Source organism: Shewanella sp. BF02_Schw, from assembly GCF_014596695.2.
In the GTDB taxonomy this organism is placed as follows: domain Bacteria; phylum Pseudomonadota; class Gammaproteobacteria; order Enterobacterales; family Shewanellaceae; genus Shewanella.
Map to the genome: position 1 here is coordinate 1,731,941 of NZ_JABKAW020000001.1, position 20,217 is coordinate 1,752,157.

General features: G+C 41.0%; 17 protein-coding genes and 1 pseudogene. 7 read left to right on the plus strand and 11 right to left on the minus strand.

Going from position 1 to position 20,217, the window contains the following annotated elements; genetic code table 11:
* The first annotated feature begins 8 nt into the window (after positions 1-8).
* From efp to HNW13_RS07660, 4 genes are all read left to right on the plus strand, one after another.
* Positions 9-569 (plus strand): elongation factor P, encoded by a 561-nt coding sequence (gene efp / locus HNW13_RS07645; protein ID WP_011637369.1) that lies wholly within the window; start codon positions 9-11, stop codon positions 567-569.
* A 280-nt stretch (positions 570-849) separates the two neighbouring features.
* Positions 850-2,064 (plus strand): pyridoxal phosphate-dependent aminotransferase, encoded by a 1,215-nt coding sequence (locus HNW13_RS07650; RefSeq protein WP_101088378.1) that lies wholly within the window; start codon positions 850-852, stop codon positions 2,062-2,064.
* Between the two features lie 112 nt (positions 2,065-2,176).
* Positions 2,177-2,764 (plus strand): 5'-deoxynucleotidase, encoded by a 588-nt coding sequence (gene yfbR / locus HNW13_RS07655; protein WP_101088379.1) that lies wholly within the window; start codon positions 2,177-2,179, stop codon positions 2,762-2,764.
* Positions 2,765-2,773: 9 nt separating this feature from the next.
* On the plus strand, positions 2,774-4,150 hold the full coding sequence (locus HNW13_RS07660) for an anti-phage deoxyguanosine triphosphatase (protein WP_192114847.1): 1,377 nt from the start codon (positions 2,774-2,776) through the stop codon (positions 4,148-4,150).
* Between the two features lie 178 nt (positions 4,151-4,328).
* Here HNW13_RS07660 and HNW13_RS07665 read toward each other — a convergent pair whose 3' ends face one another.
* From HNW13_RS07665 to HNW13_RS07675, 3 genes are all read right to left on the minus strand, one after another.
* Entirely contained in the window at positions 4,329-5,249 is a 921-nt protein-coding gene (locus tag HNW13_RS07665; protein ID WP_192114846.1) for a carbohydrate kinase, read from the minus strand.
* A gap of 5 nt (positions 5,250-5,254) precedes the next feature.
* A complete protein-coding gene (locus HNW13_RS07670; RefSeq protein ID WP_192114845.1) occupies positions 5,255-6,775 on the minus strand; it encodes a mannitol dehydrogenase family protein in 1,521 nt (506 codons plus the stop codon).
* 150 nt (positions 6,776-6,925) lie between these two features.
* Entirely contained in the window at positions 6,926-8,425 is a 1,500-nt protein-coding gene (locus HNW13_RS07675; protein ID WP_243756189.1) for a hypothetical protein, read from the minus strand.
* Between the two features lie 111 nt (positions 8,426-8,536).
* Here HNW13_RS07675 and HNW13_RS07680 point away from each other — a divergent pair, with 111 nt between their 5' ends.
* Positions 8,537-9,640, plus strand: a complete 1,104-nt coding sequence (locus tag HNW13_RS07680) for an ISAs1 family transposase (protein ID WP_192114844.1) — start codon at positions 8,537-8,539, stop codon at positions 9,638-9,640.
* Positions 9,641-9,649: 9 nt separating this feature from the next.
* Here the strand turns inward: HNW13_RS07680 and HNW13_RS07685 are convergent.
* The 3 genes and pseudogenes from HNW13_RS07685 to HNW13_RS07695 form a co-directional block, all read right to left on the minus strand.
* Positions 9,650-9,889, minus strand: a pseudogene (locus HNW13_RS07685) (hypothetical protein); the annotation flags it as partial.
* 200 nt (positions 9,890-10,089) lie between these two features.
* Positions 10,090-11,052, minus strand: a complete 963-nt coding sequence (locus tag HNW13_RS07690) for a sugar-binding transcriptional regulator (RefSeq protein ID WP_101088384.1) — start codon at positions 11,050-11,052, stop codon at positions 10,090-10,092.
* Positions 11,053-11,072: 20 nt separating this feature from the next.
* Complete coding sequence (locus tag HNW13_RS07695) at positions 11,073-11,756, minus strand: HAD family hydrolase (RefSeq protein ID WP_192114843.1); 684 nt, start codon at positions 11,754-11,756, stop codon at positions 11,073-11,075.
* A 726-nt stretch (positions 11,757-12,482) separates the two neighbouring features.
* On the opposite strand from HNW13_RS07695, the gene adhE reads away from it, so the two are divergent.
* The gene (adhE, locus tag HNW13_RS07700) at positions 12,483-15,080 is read left to right on the plus strand and encodes a bifunctional acetaldehyde-CoA/alcohol dehydrogenase (RefSeq protein WP_101088386.1); all 2,598 of its coding nucleotides are present in this window, start codon (positions 12,483-12,485) and stop codon (positions 15,078-15,080) included.
* Positions 15,081-15,241: 161 nt separating this feature from the next.
* Here adhE and HNW13_RS07705 read toward each other — a convergent pair whose 3' ends face one another.
* Positions 15,242-15,937: an aspartate/glutamate racemase family protein gene (locus HNW13_RS07705; protein ID WP_182744329.1), complete on the minus strand. Its 696-nt coding sequence runs from the start codon at positions 15,935-15,937 to the stop codon at positions 15,242-15,244.
* 62 nt (positions 15,938-15,999) lie between these two features.
* Here HNW13_RS07705 and HNW13_RS23625 point away from each other — a divergent pair, with 62 nt between their 5' ends.
* Positions 16,000-16,134 carry a hypothetical protein gene (locus tag HNW13_RS23625; protein ID WP_277949099.1) on the plus strand — a complete coding sequence of 45 codons (135 nt, stop codon included), beginning with the start codon at positions 16,000-16,002 and terminating at the stop codon, positions 16,132-16,134.
* 73 nt (positions 16,135-16,207) lie between these two features.
* Here the strand turns inward: HNW13_RS23625 and HNW13_RS07710 are convergent, their stop codons facing one another.
* The 4 genes from HNW13_RS07710 to pgl all read right to left on the minus strand — a co-directional run bounded on the left by HNW13_RS07710 (position 16,208) and on the right by pgl (position 20,212).
* Positions 16,208-16,720, minus strand: coding sequence for a DUF1993 domain-containing protein (locus tag HNW13_RS07710; protein ID WP_192114842.1), 513 nt, complete (start codon positions 16,718-16,720; stop codon positions 16,208-16,210).
* A gap of 289 nt (positions 16,721-17,009) precedes the next feature.
* Complete coding sequence (locus HNW13_RS07715) at positions 17,010-17,654, minus strand: bifunctional 4-hydroxy-2-oxoglutarate aldolase/2-dehydro-3-deoxy-phosphogluconate aldolase (RefSeq protein WP_101088389.1); 645 nt, start codon at positions 17,652-17,654, stop codon at positions 17,010-17,012.
* Between the two features lie 21 nt (positions 17,655-17,675).
* Positions 17,676-19,502, minus strand: coding sequence for a phosphogluconate dehydratase (gene edd, locus HNW13_RS07720; protein ID WP_162023032.1), 1,827 nt, complete (start codon positions 19,500-19,502; stop codon positions 17,676-17,678).
* An 11-nt stretch (positions 19,503-19,513) separates the two neighbouring features.
* Entirely contained in the window at positions 19,514-20,212 is a 699-nt protein-coding gene (gene pgl / locus HNW13_RS07725; RefSeq protein ID WP_192114841.1) for a 6-phosphogluconolactonase, read from the minus strand.
* Positions 20,213-20,217: the final 5 nt, after the last annotated feature.

The window sequence follows — 20,217 nt, forward strand, 5'->3', positions numbered from 1 at the left end:
ATAGTGAAATGAAAACTGCTCATGAAATCCGTCCTGGTAACGTGATCATGTTAGATGGCAGCCCATGGGTTGTTCAGAAGACTGAAACAACTCGTTCTGGCCGTAACGCTGCAATCGTTAAGTTAAAATTAAAGAACGTATTGCTAGATTCTGGCACTGAACAAACCTTCAAAGGTGAAGACAAATTAGACGATATCATTCTAGAACGTCTTGATTGTACTTACTCATACTTCGCTGACCCTATGTATGTATTCATGGATGAAGAATACAACCAGTATGATGTAGAAGCTGACAACTTAGGTGATGCTGCTGACTATATCATTGATGGTATGGAAGACGTTTGCCAAGTCACCTTCTATGAAGGCAAGGCTATTTCTGTTGAATTACCCGTTCACATTGTCCGTGAAGTTATCTACACCGAGCCTTCTGCTCGTGGTGACACTTCAGGCAAAGTAATGAAGCCAGCTACCATTACTGGTGGTGGTACTGTTACCGTTGCTGATTTTGTTAAAGTCGGTGACAAGATTGAAATTGATACTCGTACAGGCGAGTTCAAGAAGCGCGTTTAAGCGTCAGTTAATTTGAGTTATTAGTAAAATAGTAATAACACAAGTCAACTCAGCAAAAGCCAGCACTAAGTGCTGGCTTTTTTGTTGTCAAACACTATACACATACTGATTCACAACCTAAAAACAGCATTTAACACTGAAGCGATAGCTAATTTACTGACAGAATCAGCATTTAACACTAATATTATTATTCATTTTGCTTGTTTGCCTCTTTCACAATGCCAATAAATTCGTTATGGTTCGCTAACTTAAGCCGTATTTAGTTATCGAGAGTAGTAGTATGCGACCCATTATCAAATCCAATAAGCTTGATTCCGTTTGTTATGACATCCGCGGACCAGTACATAAAGAGGCCCGTCGGTTAGAAGACGAAGGTCATCGTATTTTAAAGCTTAATATCGGCAACCCTGCCCCCTTTGGATTTGAAGCCCCAGAAGAAATCGTTCGAGACGTTATTTTAAACTTACCCAGTGCCCAAGGTTACTGCGAGTCAAAAGGCTTATTCTCTGCGCGTAAAGCCATTGTGCAGCATTACCAAGCTCAAGGTATTTTTGGCGTCGATATTGAAGATATCTACATAGGCAATGGTGTCTCTGAATTGATCGTAATGGCCATGCAAGGCCTGCTTAACACCGATGATGAAGTACTGATCCCATCACCTGATTATCCATTATGGACTGCAGCGGCAAACCTCGCTGGTGGTAAAGCAGTACATTATCGCTGCGATGAAGAAGCCGATTGGTTTCCTGATTTAGATGACATAAAGAGTAAAATCAGCAGCCGCACACGTGCGATTGTGATGATCAACCCAAACAACCCTACCGGTGCGGTTTACAGTAAAGAATTGCTGCTAGAGGTTGTTGAGCTATGTCGTCAACACGATTTGATATTATTCGCCGATGAAATTTACGATAAAATTTTATACGACGAGGCCAAGCACATCCCTGCCGCTGGTTTATCTGATGACATTCTGACTATCACCTTTAATGGCTTATCTAAAGCCTATCGCGCCGCAGGTTTCCGTGTGGGTTGGATGATGTTATCGGGTAATTTAAAAGCTGCCAAAAGTTACATTGAAGGCCTAGAAATGCTGGCGTCTATGCGTCTGTGTGCCAATGTACCCAATCAACATGCTATTCAAACCGCATTAGGCGGTTATCAGTCAATTAATGAGCTGATATTACCTAACGGCCGCTTAACCATACAACGCGATGCGGTGTACGAATTGCTTAATCAAATTCCTGGGGTCAGCTGTAAAAAACCTAAAGGTGCCTTGTACGCATTCCCGAAATTAGACATGAAGAAGTTTAATTTACGTGATGATGAACGTTTGGTGCTTGATTTGTTAAAAACCAAAAAAATTCTGTTAGTACAAGGAACTGCCTTTAACTGGCCTGAGCCAGATCACCTTAGAGTGGTTTTTTTACCCTATAAAGAAGACTTGGCTAAAGCACTCACCGAGTTTGGTGATTTCTTGGAAGACTATCGCCAATAGCACCTTAACGAGATATCTGTTCAATAAAACACTAAGCGACTGAACAGTCGCTTTTTTTTATTGATAAGCTCCTGTAAGCTGAGACAAACTATTGAGCGCAGTAAGGAGTCTCATGAGTCATTTATTTGCCCATTTATCTCGGATGAAACTGATCCAACGTTGGCCGTTAATGCATAACGTGCGCCGCGAAAACGTTCAAGAGCATTCACTACAAGTGGCGATGGTCGCTCACGCTTTAGTGATTATCAGCAATAAAAAATTTGCTACCGACTTAGACGCCAATAAAGCGGCAACCATTGCCATCTATCATGATGCTAGCGAAATTTTAACTGGCGATTTACCCACACCAGTAAAATACTTTAATAAAGAAATCGAAGCCGAATATAAAAAGATTGAAGCCATAGCTGAACAGAGAATGTTAGAAATGGTACCAGATGAATTTAAAGACGATTACCGCAGCCTGTTTATCAGTGAAGCAGCGGATCCACAATACAAAGCCATTGTGAAAGCAGCTGATACTCTCTGCGCATATTTAAAGTGCTTAGAAGAACAAAAAGCCGGTAACAGTGAATTTAATAGTGCCCGTAAACGTTTAGAACAAATGTTAGACGACAACCCTAACCCTGCCGTAGCTTATTTCCGTGATTGTTTTATTCCAAGTTTTACATTGAATTTAGACGAAATTAATCAAATGTTGTAAAGGAATCTTATGCCTGATAACACCATCGAGTCCAGTAATACAGAACAGAACAGTCGTTGGCAGCAACGTTTACTCGGTGAAGATAAACAGCGCCGTAATGATCATCGCAGCCCATATCAACGAGATCGTGCACGTATTCTGCATTCAGCAGCATTTCGTCGGCTTCAAGCCAAAACGCAAGTGCTTGGCGTTGGCATGAATGACTTTTACCGTACTCGGCTAACACATTCATTAGAAGTGTCACAAATTGGTACTGGCATTACTGCTCAACTACGTCGAAAATATCCGGACCTTAGGTATTTACTCAATTCAATGAGCCTCATTGAATCGATTTGTTTGGCTCACGACATCGGTCATCCACCTTTTGGCCACGGCGGTGAAGTCGCATTAAATTACATGATGCGCCATCATGGTGGTTTTGAAGGCAACGGCCAAACCTTTCGAATTTTAACTCGTTTAGAACCCTATACCCCTTCATGGGGAATGAACCTTACTCGGCGTACTTTACTTGGGGTAATGAAATACCCAGCAACGTATTCGCAATTGTATATCGATCAACATCGGCCCGACATTGCCAACCACCGCCAACTAAAACCCTCAGAATGGCCACCCGTAAAAGGATTATTTGATGATGATATACCCATTATTGATTGGGTATTAGCGGCATTATCAGAATCGGATAGGCAGTTGTTTATTAGCAGTGAACAAAGCCATACACATGTAGATTATCCCCATTTAAAAACGCGCTATAAGTCATTTGATTGCTCGATTATGGAATTGGCAGATGACATTGCCTATGCGGTACACGATCTCGAGGATTCTATTGTAATGGGAATTGTCAACCAACATCAGTGGCAACGCGATGTCGTTGGGCAGTTAACTGAAATCAAAGATCAATGGCTGATATCGGAAATCGCTAAAATTGGTGACAAGCTATTCTCTCATGAACATCATTTACGCAAAGATGCTATCGGTACCTTAGTCAACGGTTTCGTCACCGCTATTGGCATTAGTACCAACCCACAATTTGACGAAGACTTATTAAAATATAATGCCGAATTAGAGCCAGACTTTGCAGCAGCATTACATGTACTGAAACAATTAGTTTTCAAGTATGTTATTCGTAAACCTGAAATCCAGATGCTGGAATATAAGGGCCAACAGATTGTGATGGAATTGTTTGAAGCGTTTGCCTCGGATCCTGAACGTCTGTTACCGCTTAATACTCGAGACCGATGGTTAGCAGAGCGTAATGACAATAATAATCCAATGCGGGTGATTGCTGATTATATTTCTGGGATGACCGATGAATTTGCCGGTCGCTTACATCAGCAATTATTTGGTTCAAAAACCGCAGGCATTATGGAGTTAAGTCGCGAGCAATAACATTTATTGCCTCTGTTGATTTTCGATAAAAAAAGCGCTTGGTTATAACAACCAAGCGCTAACGGGTTATATAAAGGGGAAATAACCCAAATTTCACACTTCACACTTCACACTTCACACTTCACAAAAAAATAAAACAAAACAAAACAAAACAAAACACACAAAAACACCAATCAATTTATACCGGGTGCATAAACGCTTGTATTTCATTTAACGTGAGCACTGGCGTAGCGCCATGAGACTGAGCAACCATAGCACCCACAGCGCAAGCAAAATCAATCGCATACTGCGGATTACTATCACTGCATAATTGATACAGTAACGAGCCTAAAAATGAATCTCCGGCGCCGACGGTATCAACTACCTTGACTAAATAACCTGAATTATAAAACTTCTGCCCTGCAACACTCAGTAATGCACCATGACTGCCTTTGGTGACACACAAGTATTTGGTTTGGGTTTGCTCAGCAATATAATCCAAGTTTTGTTCCAATGAATTAAATGGCGAGCCCATGGCTTTAGCAATTTCATACAGTTCATCATCATTTAATTTGATAAAATCTGCTTTTTTCATCAAACTAACCACACTATCAATCTGGTAATGCGGTGCACGTAAGTTAACGTCAAATACCGAAAACGAAGCCAATTCAACTACGGCGGTTAAGGTACTGAGAGACACATTATTGCGACCAATTAAACTGCCAAAAACCAACACGTCAGCACGATTAACTTGCTCAATAATATCTTCCGTTAATGCGATATTATCCCACGCAGTATCGGCGACAATGTCATAAGACGCTGACCCATTTTTGTCTAAAGTGACTTGAACTGTGCTGGTGCTTTTAACGGGATCTATGGAGATACAGTCGCGATTAACGCCGCGATCGTCAATAAAACTCAGTAACTCGCGACCTAATAAATCATCGCCAACGGCACTGATCATCGAACCTTTAATGCCCAAGGCATTAAGTCTGACGCACACATTTAAAGGTGCCCCGCCAACCCGCTTGCCATCAGGGAAACAATCCCACAATACTTCGCCAAAACAACTGATGTTAATGTCGGCCTTAGCTTTATGATTAATTAATATGCTATTCATACGGCTTAACCTTTCGCTTGTAATCTTGCTTGCATAATCGATTTAATGTCACTGCCCGGTGCATATAAGGCCGTAATCGCTTGACGATAATCTTTACAAAAGCTTGCTTGATTATTTAGATCACCAAATAAGTCGGTTAGCTGTAAAAACGCTAACGGATCTTGTGCTGTTCTGCTAGCAAACTCATGTAACTGTGCTGACATTTGGTCGTTAATGTCTAACGCTTGCCCTTGCTGATCAACACGTTTGTCACTGTATAAACACCAGGTAGCAATGACCAATGTGGCCAGTGAAGTATCACGGCCTAATTCGATATTTTCATTAATAGACGCAATGATAAATTTTGGTAACTTGGCTGAGCTTTCGAGACAAATTCGCGCCAAGCTGTCTTTAATGTTCGGATTGGAAAAACGTTCAATTAGGGTATCTTTGTATTGAGTTAAATCAATGCCTTCAAGTTGCTCAATTAACGGCGTGACTTCATCGTCCATAAATTTACGCAGATATGTTGCAAATAAAGGATCAGATACCGATTCATCAATCGTCGCAAAACCATGTATAGAACCTAATAAACCTAATACTGAATGGCCTGCGTTTAACAAACGGATCTTCATTTTTTCAAACGGAGTCACGTCACTGACAAATTGTGCACCAACGGTATCTAACGCCGGACGGCCATCACTAAAGTTGTCTTCTATGACCCATTGAGTGAAGGCTTCGCACGTGATTGGCCATTCATCGTTAATGTGTAATGTGTTAGCCACATATTCGATGTCTGCTTTGGTTGTCACTGGGGTAATACGGTCAACCATTGCGTTTGGAAACGCTACATTCGTTTCAATCCATTGGCCTAAACCAGCGTCATTTTTATTCACAAACGCCAGTAGCATTTTACGGGTCATGTCGCCGTTATGCTGAATGTTGTCACAAGACTGAATGGTAAAAGGCTTCATGCCCTTGGCTTTACGCTGTTTAAGTGCTGCAGTTAAATAACCAAACGCGGTGATTGGGTCATTAGGATTCGCCATATCATGGATTATGTCTGGATTGTTGAAATCAAACTCACCGGTTGCAGGATTAAAGTTATAACCGCCTTCTGTGATGGTCAATGACACAATTTTAGTGTCTGAGTGAATCAGTTTATCAATGACCTGTTGTTTGTTTTCTGGTGCAAATAAAAAGTCAATCATCGAGCCCATCACTTGATGATCAATCTGACCATTCGGGTGACGTACCGTTAAACTGTACAGATAGTCTTGTTTCACCAACACATCACGTAGACTGCGGTTAGCATCTAACAAACCGACACCACAAATCGCCCAAGACTCAGAACCAGGTTGCTTCAATAAGTCATTGATATACATTGCTTGATGAGCACGATGAAAGCCACCGACACCAATATGCACAATCCCAGCGGTTAACTGGCTACGATCGTATTTCGGCACATCAACATTAGCAGGTAATGTTGACAAACTTTGTAGGTTTAACGTGTTCAGTTGAACATTTGAATCTTGAGTATGATCCATGTGGATTGTGCCTCATAAAATAATTAAACAATATGGATGGTTGTGTTATCTAATGAAATAACACGGCTAACTCAAGACTAATGTTTTATTAACATCATTAACCTTAAGCTATTAAGATCAGCCGTTAGCCTTGAGTTATTAATACTGCGATTACGAGTTTATTTTTTTATGTCGTTTAAGAGCAACATATGAACAACTAAAATAAATTATCGTACAGACAAAACAAACTGTTTCAAATAAAGATTTATTCTCTGCATAGATTGTCATTGTTGGGCTATAAAACATCACTTTCGCAGCCAGTATGCTAATAACAACTAAAGAAACAACCGCAAAGCTATTTAACACCTTGGTGAACTGACTGCAGTCTTCAACATGAGGCTTATCATCTTTAGCCATTTCATCTTGGTATTCGGCAATTTGTTGCTGTTCTTTCTCATCTAATAATATAGCGTCTGTATAATCTAAATCGGCACCATATTTTTTAGCTAATACAGTATAAATAATAATGGTGAATATCCATGTTGGAATAAATAAGTAATAGAATGAAATAATATCAAGACTATTTAAACCAAACCCAAATACTAACGCTAATGCCCAAGATGCAATTGCCGGTGTACTTTTAGACAGGTTTTGATACTTAGCCCAATAGCGGGTTAAGCCAATTTTAGGGAACAACACGTGCTCAGCAAATACAATCCCCCCCACTGGTACAACTAATAGACCTGCATACGTCAGTAACGGTAACATCTGCGAAAACACAAATGGGAAACACGCTATCACTACAGTGACTAAACCCACAATGGCGGTAGTACGTTCACGAGATTGATTAACAAAGATTGACTGCGCGGCTAGGCCTGCACGGTATAAATTCGCGTTAGCCGTTGTCCAACCAGCGATAATGATAATCACAAAGCCTGAAAAACCTAAAGCATGGTAAGCAACATCACCTGGATCGAGTTGAGTAATAGTAGTTTTTAATAGTACAGCAGTACCTGCCCCCATAATACCAGCAGAGATCCATGCTAAGTAGTGGCCGAAGAACATGCCAACACCTGAAATCAAACCATAACTTTTACGCTTTGCGAAGCGGAAAATAGCCATGTCTATCAAACCGAAGTGAGTAATTGAGTTAGCTGCCCACGCAAAGCCTATCACTTCAAGTAAACCAATACCGGGTTCACCTTTGTCATTTAATCCAGTCCAAATTGAACTGTCACCTATGGTCATGAAGTCTTGCCAGCCCGTTAATGTGGTACTGCCAATCACATGATTTGATAACACTGGAAATAAGGTAAATGAACCCGCAATAAAAATAACAAATAACCACGGCGCACAAATTTTAGAAAAGTCAGCCACGGTAGAGAAACCATACATGGCGACGACAACGACGATAGATCCTACCGCTAATACAATCATCACAAACCATAGACTGCTAGGGTACCAATTTAATTGTGCCGGAATGTCGAATAAGAAACGGACGGCCGTCGACGATACTGTGATCATCGCTGCGGATATCACCGAGAAGATAACGACATTTGCCCAGTTATAGAGCTTTGTCATTGAGTCGCCGGCAATCTTATTTAAATAATTATATAAACTGAGTCGAGTTTCAACAGCAATAGGCGCCGTTAATAACCAGGGGCTGATCATACTCGATCGCTTTTCATACATACTTTTTAAAAACAAAGAGATAAAAAATAGCTTGATTGATCTCGCCAGTGTGATCAAATAGCGCTCTTTTTCTTTGTCTTTATACTTAATATGCTTAAACATCTCGATAAGATTACTGATTGCCGTTCCCATATAAATCAAGAACATGATGTCATTGATATCTGCTTTCTCGTCCTGAGCGCAGTGATATCAGGTGCGCAAAGTTGGGCCGATTGCCACGAGTTCGGGACATTAAAACTCATGTGGCTGCGTAAATATCGCCCCTTCGCTAATGGTATTCCCAGCCAGCAGAGTATTGGTCGAATCTTCAGAGGAGTGTCAAAGCAATCCTTGCTAGATGCCTTGTTGAGTTGGGTTAACGAGCATCGGCTTAGCACAGGACTTTCTTCTATTGCGATTGATGGGAAAGTGCTTAAAGGTGCTAAAGCATCAGCCTCGAGCGCTGCATTACATATGGTCACTGCATATGATACCGGCTCTGGTTTAGTCTTCAGCGCTAAATCAGGTGCAAGCAAAAAGAGTGAACTCAAACTCGTTCAAGAATTACTGACGTGTCTTGATTTGAAGTCTGAGTTACTGACATTTGATGCGCTGCATTGCCAGACACAAACACTTGATTATATCGTCAAAGAAGGTGGGCATTGTATTTTGCAAGTCAAAGGTAATCAGCCCAAGCTGTTCGAGGCAGTACAGGCACAATTTGCTGATTACATTACAAATACCCCAGATGCCGAATGCTTTACGCAAGATGATAAAGGCCATGGTCGAGTTGAAAAACGGATAACGTTTCAGTGTCCATTGAATTTACCCGCTGAGATAAAGATGAAATGGTCTCAATTAACAACATTAATCGCAGTAGAGCGTCATCGAAAAGTGGGTAACAAAACCAGTATAGATACACACTTTTATGTCAGCAGTGCAGTATTGACATCAGAAGCCTTTGGTACAGCGATTAGGGCTCACTGGCAAACGGAAAATAATCAGCATTGGCTTTTAGATACACTATTTCAAGAAGATAAGCAGAAGATGTATGATGAAGATGGTGCCAGTATTCTGGCTATTTTAAGGCGTTGGGCATTAAATCTAGTGAAGCTACATCCCGCTAAAACAAGCCAGAATCAGAAATTCAATAGGGCTTGTTGGAGTGATGATTTCAGGGAAGAGATTATTTTTGGCGCTGGTCAAAAAGTGTAATCAGCCCCTGGTTAATAACCACCACGAACACATCGCTAATAGATTACCAATTAATAGTCCAAGTAATATATCAATAGTTGAGGCACCTAGAGCAACAAAAGTGGCACCAATAACAAACTCCGTCGCGGCAACATGCTCCCCAGCATATAAACCTGCAAAGTGTTTCCAACCATGTAATTTATTTTTAGCTACAGGCAGCTGCTCTTCATTCATTTGTTTGAATGAAGCCTCATGTTGACTTATTGTCATTATTTTTATATTCCTATTTAGGGAATAAGTAAAATCCTCACCAAAAATCGATGATAAAGTGATACTATATTTCCTTTACTGACTATTTATTATTTCTATTGAGTTGAAATAATAACCCCATTCATATTCACATTATTTTTATAAATTATTCACGCGTTATTGATCTAATTTCAATGTTAAACATCATTTTATTTAATCATTTACTTTAGCTTTGCTAATATTCTTTCAGCTGTATATTCATTGGTTATCAATGAATTAATTAACCGACCTTGCAATGCTGAAAATATTGCATCAACTTTATGTTGACCAGCAGCAATGCCATAAACAGGTTTATTTGAATCAATTCTCAACGGTGAGCTCATCACCAATTGATTCATTGAATGCTCGAGTAACTGCCCTTGCTGGTTATACACCCAACTGATGATTTCACCAGTGGCATTGTCATTAATTAACTCGGTTAACTGTGACTGATTAATGAAACCATCGAGCAATAATGGTGACTCTGCGCCCATATGCCCAATACCAACAAAAGTGGCATCTGCTTGTTTAACTAATTCAAAAATACTTTTTACCGGCGCTAAGTCATGCAATAACTGCTTTTCCGCTACTGAAGTCGCAATAACGGGTAATGGCATAGGGTAATGCTTAGCCTGCACTCGATTAGCCATGCTGACTACGATATCAAATGCTGATGCAGAACCGTCTAACATCATATTGCCTAATAACGATACTATTTTATGCTGTGGACATTGCATCGAAGGTAACTCATCGATACAAGCTTTGAGTGCTCGTCCGGTACCAAAGGCTAAAGTTTTAGGTTGTTCAGACTTTAAGTACCGCTCTAACACGCCTGCACCACATTGCGCTAAACCGTGCACGGAACTGTCATCAGCAGGATCGCTTGGTACAATTTCGCATTCCAATAAATTAAAAGCTTGGGTTAACTGTTGGCCCAACTCCATACACTTACCAATGGGGTGATCTAAACGGACTTTAATTAACCCTTCACTAACCGCTAATGCGACTAAACGTTGCGCTGACTGTCTTGATACTTCTAATTTTTGGGCAATTTCATCTTGAGTATTCTTCGCGACGTAATATAACCACGCAGCTCTTGCCGCTTGCTCTAATCGCGCGAGTTCTGAATTCGACTTGTTATCCATGTTGTCCCTTATATTCAGTATCAACGCATTAACGCTGGCATTAGACGATTAAAATGTTGCCAATGACTTAGTACAGCAATCTCTGGGTAAGCCTGTGACACTGGGTGTAACTCATCGCTAACGTTATCGATTATATGACCACCGCCAATATAATGAATCACTTTCATTTTGGCCGCGACAGCTGCACTGACGCCAAAAAAGCTATCTTCAATCACCAAACAATGCTGTGGTTCGACCCCCATGCGTTTAGCCGCATGCAAAAACAAATCAGGTGCCGGCTTACCTCGTTTGACTTCGCTGGCCGTAAAAACATTCAAACCAAACACATCCGTTAACCCTACTACTTCTAATGCGCTAGTTGTACGCGGTAAACTGCTGCTGGTTGCTATGCAATACGGTACTTTCAAATCTGCCAATATCGATCTAATACCGTCTGTTACGGTTAAATTACGCTCAAACTCAGACAATAGTTGCTGACGATATTCTGCTTCAAACTGTTCAGGTAATGTCAGTGCCAGCAAACGCTTTACTTTGTCGGCGACGGTAGCAAATTGACAACCTAGAAAATGCTGTTGTACAAAAGCCATATCAATGCAGGCGCCTAATTGAGCAAGTTTTTCGATTAACACATTAGCGCTAATCACCTCACTGTCGATCACAACCCCATCGCAGTCGAATATTATTAATTGTGTATTTATGTTCATATGCTCGCCTTACCAGATCAAGTCAGATAACTAACCATATTTTACAGCGTGCTGAACCTGAAACCACAATAATAAATCCAACATCACATTCTGTAGAGTTCTACAAAACTCAAATAACGTGGATAAGTGACCACATTACACTAACTAGAGTAAACATTCGCACCATGAGTGAGCATATGCCCTAGTAGTGAGCATATTCCCTCTTATAAATATTGATGTCAATCACAATTCTCTAATTAAATAAGCAAAACAAGCTTTAGCGATTGCTTATACATGCAACCCAATTATAAAATATTATTTAAATTCAATAGAATATTTTCAACATAGTTGATTCAATTTGTTATTTCATCAATGTAAAAGTTCAAAAAACAGACTATTTCTATTGTAAAACAATTGTAAATTATCGCTTTTCTAGTTGAAAATCGTACTAAAGGTAAGCGACAAGATAAAGAATGAACACGCAATATATGCATTACTTTGGTGCTAAAAACAGGTCTTAGTTATGAATTAATGCCAATTTGGGTGATGTTTACATGCCTAGACAAACGGAAGTTAAATATTCAACAAAATATAGCGTTCATAAAACAAGCTATTACTGTAATAAAATTACATCCCGTTATGCATTTGTGGTCATCATCACAGCAAATAGAGCATTAAAGTTGTAATTTTATTTACAAAGAATATTTTGCAAAACTGATTTGTTGAATATTTTTAAAGGAAACCACTATGACAGTTACCAATACACAAGAGCTTGATTTATTAGTTGAGCGCGTTGCCAAAGCTCAAGCCGAGTTTGCAAACTTTAGCCAAGAAAAAGTCGATACTATCTTTAGAGCGGCTGCTTTAGCTGCAGCAGATGCACGCATATCTCTAGCAAAAATGGCCGTAACCGAAACCGGCATGGGTGTATTAGAAGATAAAGTGATTAAAAACCACTTCGCATCTGAATACATTTATAACAAATACAAAGATGAAAAAACCTGCGGTATTTTATCTGAGGACTTAACCTTCGGTACCATTACTATTGCAGAGCCGGTAGGAATTATTTGCGGTATTGTCCCCACAACTAACCCTACTTCTACTGCTATTTTTAAAGCGCTTATTAGCTTAAAAACCCGTAATGGCATTATTTTCTCACCACACCCAAGAGCTAAAAACTCAACGACTACAGCGGCTAAAATTGTATTAGATGCCGCAGTTGCAGCAGGTGCACCTAAAGATATTATTGGCTGGATTGACCAACCAAGCGTGGCATTGTCTAATCAGTTAATGACTCATGCAAAAGTTAACCTGATTTTAGCCACCGGTGGACCAGGCATGGTTAAAGCAGCATATTCATCAGGTAAACCAGCCATTGGTGTTGGCGCAGGCAATACACCTATTGTTATCGATGAAACAGCAGACATCAAACGCGCGGTAAGCTCTATATTAATGTCAAAGACCTTTGACAATGGTGTGGTATGTGCTTCTGAACAAGCGGTGATTGTAGTCGACAGCATTTATAAGCAAGTTAAAGAGCGTTTTATCAGTCACGGTGGTCATATTCTGTCTAAAGCGGAAACTGCGGCAATGCAAAGTGTCATCCTTAAAAACGGTGGCCTTAACGCCGATATCGTTGGCCAGAGTGCTGTTGCGATAGCCGCAATGGCAGGTTTTGAAGTGCCTAGTACCACCAAAGTACTTATTGGTGAAGTGACTGATATTGATGATGCTGAAGCCTTTGCTCACGAGAAATTATCTCCGTTATTAGGGATGTATAAAGCAAAAGACTTTAATGAGGCAATGGACAAAGCGGAAGCCTTAGTTACCTTGGGCGGTATTGGTCATACATCTGGTTTATATACCAATCAAGACACCCAGGATGAGCGCGTTAAAGCCTTTGGTTTTAGAATGAAAACAGCCCGTATTTTGATTAACACTCCTGCTTCTCAAGGTGGTATTGGTGACTTATATAACTTCAAGTTAGCCCCATCATTAACACTAGGTTGTGGTTCATGGGGCGGTAATTCAATTTCTGAGAACGTCGGACCAAGTCACTTAATCAATAAAAAAATGGTCGCTAAGAGGGCTGAAAACATGTTGTGGCATAAGCTTCCATCATCTATTTATTTCCGTCGCGGTAGCTTACCAATAGCACTTGAAGAGTTAAGTGATAAAAAACGTGCGCTGATCATTACTGACAAGTTTTTATTTAATAACGGTTACTGTAATGAAACCTTAAAAATCCTTAAAGCACAGGGGCTTGAAACCGAAATTTTTTATGAAGTAGAAGCTGACCCAACCTTAGCCATTGTGCGCCAAGGCGCTAAAGTTGCGCAAAGCTTCCAACCTGATGTGATTATTGCATTAGGCGGTGGTTCGCCAATGGATGCTGCTAAAATAATTTGGGTTATGTACGAACATCCTGAAGTTGATTTTGCCGATCTAGCGCTGCGTTTCATGGACATTCGCAAACGTATTTATAAATTTCCTAAGATGGGCGTTAAAGCTCAAATGGTTGCCATTCCGACAACCTCAGGTACTGGATCAGAAGTGACTCCTTTTGCCGTGGTAACCGATGAAGTAACCGGAAAGAAATACCCTATTGCGGACTATCAATTAACCCCAAATATGGCGATTGTCGATCCTAACTTAGTCATGGACATGCCAAAATCACTGACCGCTTTTGGTGGTATTGATGCTGTCACACATGCGTTAGAAGCTTATGTGAGCGTGATGGCAAACGAATACAGTGATGGCCAAGCACTGCAGGCATTAGACCTATTATTTAAGTACCTACCGGACTCTTATGAATTTGGTGCTAAAGCACCCGTTGCTCGTGAAAAAGTCCATAATGGTGCCACCATAGCCGGTATTGCTTTTGCCAATGCATTCTTAGGCGTTTGTCACTCAATGGCGCACAAATTAGGTGCTGAGTTTCACTTAGCTCATGGTTTGGCTAATGCATTATTAATCTCTAACGTGATCCGCTTTAACGCGACAGATATGCCAACCAAGCAAGCAGCATTTAGTCAATACGACCGCCCTAAAGCCTTATGTCGTTATGCGGCCATTGCAGATTATTTAAAGCTAGGCGGTAAAACGGATGCTCAAAAAGTTGAAAAACTGATTGAGAAAATCGAACAGCTAAAAACAACTATTGGTATTCCTGCATCAATTCAAGATGCTGGCGTTAATGAGGCAGATTTTATCGCCAAACTGGATGAACTGGCTGAAGATGCATTTGATGATCAGTGTACTGGCGCCAATCCACGTTACCCGTTGATTAAAGAGCTAAAACAAGTGTTATTAGACAGCTTCTATGGCCGAGCTTATAAAGACTAGTCGATTCGATAATAAGCAGTAAGCTTTTAACATTACGCCTTACCATATTGTAAGGCGTTTTTTATGTCTTAAACATGCATCCGAAAACGAGTCTGTTTCAAATCAACACGGCTAGCGGAGCAAAGTGTCGTTTACAATCTGTTGATTATCTCGAAAACTGTCTACTGAGCTAATGCCAGCATAACGGCCTTATTTGCATGTATTTGAGTCGTATCATACAAAGGAACATGGGTATGTTGCTGCTGCACTAGCAAGGCTATTTCAGTACAACCTAAAATTACCGCCTCAGCTCCTTGTGCATATAATTTATCAATAATACCAAGATAGCATTGCCGTGATTGCGGATTAATCGTGCCCAGACATAACTCTTGATATATCACGTCATGGATTAATGTTTGCTCGTCTGATGAAGGTACTAGTACTTCAATGGGATAGTTATCGCTTATCCGCTGCTTATAAAAGTCCTGTTCCATGGTAAAGCGCGTGCCGAGTAGGCCGACTTTACTGATCCCATCGGCTAACAACACCTCAGCAGTGGCATCAGCAATATGCAAAATGGGTATAGAGATTTGTGCTTGGATCTCATCAGCCACTTTGTGCATGGTATTGGTACAAATCAACAAAAAATCTGCCCCGCCAGCTTCAACCGCTTTCGCTGCAGTCGATAAGTGAATAGCAGTGTCATTCCACAACCCCTTATGTTGTAGGGTTTCTATTTCAGCAAAATCAACACTGTATAAACAAATCTTGGCTGAATGCAGTCCGCCTAGGGCAGACTTCACGCCTTGATTAATGGCTTTGTAGTAATTGAGTGTCGACTCCCAACTCATACCACCTATCATACCGATTGTTTTCATACTCACTCCGGTCACTGAATGCTGTAGGTCTATAAAGACATTATTATCATGATAGAAACATAATGTGGGATAACAAGCTTAATGGCGGATCGATATTGTCTATTTCAGGCTTAGGTCGATTAACCGCTTTGTGGCTCCAAGGTGTCATGACTGACGATAAATACCTGACTGTGGTAGATTCATTTTTAGGTAGATAACAAAAAACCAGCTAATGCTGGTTTTATTCTAGCCATATAAAATGGTGCTATCAATGGATAAGTGTTTTGTTGGTTACGACTTAAATGGCATTGCACCTAAGTAGTCTTTTTTGCCCACTTCAACACCATTATGACGCAAAATTGCATAGGTAGTGGTCACATGGAAATAAATATTAGGAATGGCATGTTCAAAAGCGAAATCACGCCCAGTAAGATATTTATCTTCCCAACGACGATGAGTAATTTTACGCGTTTCTGCACCAGCAAAGTCTTCGGCTGTAAATGTGGCTAAATAATCGACAACAGAAGCGATACGAGTTTGTAACTCCGCTAATGTCGTCTCATTATCTTCATGTTTTGGCGCACTATCTTCTTGGCCAGTTAAACGCGCTACGGCTAATTTGGCTGTATCGCACGCAATTTGCACTTGGCGAGTTAAGTTAAATTGATCAGGCGCTAAACGTGAATTAAGTAACACCGACATTTCAATTTTTTTAGCTTCTGCAAAGCTTTCACCTTTGACAAGGATTGCACTTAGGTTATTAAGCATTTTACTAAATTGTACAACCGTTAAATCATAAAGCATGGAGAATACCTCTTAATATGAATGAACTTGCTTTGTTATCGACTTAAAGCATCAATAAATTTGTGTTAAATCATTCATCATCATTTTATGGAATCGCGATGAATGGTGCTGCTATGAAAAGTTTATCTCACATATCATAGTCATTAGTGATTAGTGATTAGTGATTAGTGAGTATTTTAGTAAGCGGCATCAATGTGCTAAACATTATACGGTTTCTAATAAAACACCAGTAAATACATATAAAAAAACCAGCAGATGCTGGTTTTTGAATCATCACACAATAAAGAGATTACAGTGCAGCAAGTGCTTCTTTACACAGTTGGGTAATGCGATCCCACTCTTCGTTGTCTACTGCATCAGTCGGTGCTATCCAGCTACCGCCAATACAATCAACATTTGATAGTGCTAAGTAATCTTTATAAGTCGCAGGGCTAATACCGCCTGTTGGACAGAAACGAATATCAGACAATGGGCCAGAGAATGATTTCAGTGCATTGACGCCACCAGAAGCTTCTGCTGGGAAAAACTTGAAGTGAGTGTAACCCAACTCCATACCCACCATGATCTCAGAAATACTAGCCACACCGGGGATCAATGGCACAGTACCTTTCTTGGCGGCTTTTAGTAAATCAACCGTTGCACCAGGAGTGATAATAAACTGTGAACCAGCAGCAACCGCTTGGTTTAGCTGAGCTTCATTTAAAATAGTCCCTGCGCCTACCAATGCTTCAGGCACTTCTTTAGCAATTTTAGCAATCGCTTCTAACGCACAAGGAGTACGTAAAGTAACTTCTAAAACACTAATTCCGCCAGCCACTAAGGCTTTTGCTAAAGGCACAGCATGTTCAATTTTATTAATGACCATGACCGGAACTACCGGGCTGCGTTTAAACACGTCATGTGGTTGAAGCAACCAGTTATTAGGCTCAATCATATTACCGACTTCCTTTTATTTTTAATATAATTCATCAATAGCGTTAGTACTGCGAGCACCTGTTTCAGGGCTGCTTAAACTACGTCGAAGCGCGCCAAACAATTCACGGCCCATGCCATAACTTGAATGATGCAAATCCACTTTACCTGCAGTTCGACTTGCAAGTGTTTTCTCGTCTACAAACAGGGTTAATTCACCCGTTGTCGCATCAACACGAATCACATCGCCGTTTTCAACTTTGGCAATCAGACCACCATCAAGTGCTTCTGGGGTTAAATGAATTGCAGCAGGAACCTTACCAGAGGCTCCAGACATACGGCCATCGGTGACCAACGCCACTTTGAAACCTTTGTCTTGTAAGGTGCCTAAATAAGGTGTGAGCTTATGAAGCTCAGGCATACCATTAGCTTTAGGGCCTTGACCTCGAACAACCACAACACAATCTCTGTCAAGCTCGCCTGCCTGAAATAGTGCGTCGAGTTTGTTTTGATCATCAATCACAATCGCAGGACCTTCAATCACACGATTATTATCAGGTACTGCAGACACTTTAATCACCGCACGGCCTAAATTACCTTTCAATAATTTCAAGCCGCCATTGCTTTGAAACGGTGTAGCAAGGTGGGTTAATACTTCTTTGTCTAAGCTTTCCGTCACACCATCAACCCACTTAAGTTCGCCATCAAGCAAACGAGGTTCTTGGGTATAACGACGCAAGCCGTAACCAGCAACGGTATTGACATCTTCATGCAATAAACCGCCATCAAGTAACTCTTTAATCAACAATGCCATGCCGCCAGCAGCGTGGAAGTGATTAATATCGGCATGACCATTTGGATATACGCGGGCTAATAATGGTACTGCATCAGATAAATCAGAAAAATCATCCCAATTAACGATAATGCCAGCGGCGCGAGCTGCTGCGACAATGTGCATGGTTAAGTTAGTTGAACCACCTGTCGCAAGAATACCCACAATGCCGTTCACTACTGACTTTTCAGATACCACTTCACCAATTGGTGTGTACTGAGTGCCCATTGACGTTAAACGACAAACTTGTTTAGCAGCCATTTTGCTCAATTCATCACGTAATGGATCGTCAGGATTAACAAACGATGAACCAGGTAATTGTAAGCCCATAATTTCAAGCATTAACTGGTTAGAGTTAGCCGTACCATAGAAAGTACAAGTGCCAGCGCTATGATATGACTTAGCTTCAGCTTCAAGCAGTACAGCACGATCAACTTGCCCTTGAGCAAATTGTTGACGAATACGTGCTTTTTCTTTGTTTGGAATACCCGACTTCATTGGCCCAGCAGGCACAAATAACATCGGCAAATGACCAAAACTTAACGCGCCAATTAATAAACCCGGGACGATTTTGTCGCAAATACCCAGCAATAACGCGCCATCAAACATGTTGTGCGATAAACCTATCGCAGTAGACATCGCAATGACTTCACGACTCAGTAGACTTAACTCCATGCCCGGCTGACCTTGGGTCACGCCGTCACACATAGCAGGAACACCGGCAGCAACCTGCGCCACACTGCCTACGTCCACACATGCTTGCTTAAGCATATTTGGATAGGTTTCGTAGGGCTGATGCGCTGACAACATGTCGTTAAATGCGGTTACGATACCAATATTGGCTTTCGTCAGTTGACGTAAAGAGTCTTTGTCCGCTGGCTGACAGGCCGCGAATCCATGAGCCAAATTGCCACAACTTAGGGCGCTACGATGAACACCTTTGGCTTTGGCATCGTTTAAGGCCGTTAAATACGTTGAACGAGACTGTTTACTGCGTGCGATAATTCTATCGGTGACGGCTTGTACTACTGAGTGCATGGTAAAACTCCTTACGCGCTATAGAACACATCAACGGGCGTTTTACGCTGCGCTAATACGGCTCTAATGGGCATTTGGGTAACATCATCATTCTCAAGAGCCTGATGATAAACAGTTAATTTTGGTTCTCCGACAAGATGCAAATAAATCTGACGACTATTTAAAATGGCATCTTTAGACAAAGTGATACGTGCATGTGGAGCCGTAGTCGGATTGACCGCAACACACAAAGCTTTAGTGGTTAATGCATTATCAAGTTCTGCGCTGCAAGGGAACCACGAACAAGTATGCCCATCAGTACCCATCCCCAATATCACCACATCAAAAGGACGCGGGAAATTAGCCAATGATTCGCTGGTCATATCGCAACCGGCTTCAGGGGTTGCGAACATATTTTTTAAACCACGAAACTTTCCACTGGCAGCGCGGTTTTGCAATAAATGCTCGCGAACCAATCTTTCATTTGAATCTTTTTCATCAGCGCCAACCCAACGCTCATCAGCCAAAGTGATATAAACATCACTCCAGTCGACGAGTTTATGGCTTAATAGCTCAAATAATTTCAACGGTGTTGAACCACCCGATACCACTAAGCTGGCTTTGCCACGAGTGTCGACAGCATCTTGTAATTGCTTCGCAATTTTGTCGGCTAATTTAGCGTCTAAATCAGCTGGAGTGTCGAACGATTTAAATACAGTATCTTTAATCATGTAAG